Origin of the sequence: Bacillus sanguinis (genome assembly GCF_018332475.1) — a bacterium.
GTDB classification, from domain to species: Bacteria; Bacillota; Bacilli; order Bacillales; family Bacillaceae_G; genus Bacillus_A; species Bacillus_A sanguinis.
On record NZ_BOQB01000688.1, the window covers coordinates 1 to 346 of the forward strand.

A 346-nucleotide genomic window follows, 5' to 3' on the forward strand; every position below is an offset into this window, starting at 1 on the left:
ATACTAAACATGATTAGCATTATTTTAGCAGAAAATTTTAATATTTTAAATAAAAGATAGTGATTAAATAGATAATATTATTATGTAAACTATAATTTGAAATGGAGAATATGAAATTTGTAGATGAAGGGCACATCATTACATCAGCCGGAATTTCAGCTGGTATTAACATGTCATTTCATATTGTGAAAAATTTGCTAGGTGTGGAGATTGCTGAAGAAACGGCCAAAAATATGGAATATGATATTATTGATTTACAAAATTAAAAAAGCCCAAATTGGGATTTTTTCTTATTTTGAGTGTATATAGGTATGATCTATGCTCTAAACTTAAGCTCTTAAACAGT

General features: G+C 26.6%; 1 pseudogene. It reads left to right on the top strand.

Annotated elements, in window-relative coordinates:
* Positions 1-101: 101 nt before the first annotated feature.
* Positions 102-266, top strand: a pseudogene (locus KI369_RS29220) (DJ-1/PfpI family protein); the annotation flags it as partial.
* Between the last annotated feature and the right edge of the window lie 80 nt (positions 267-346).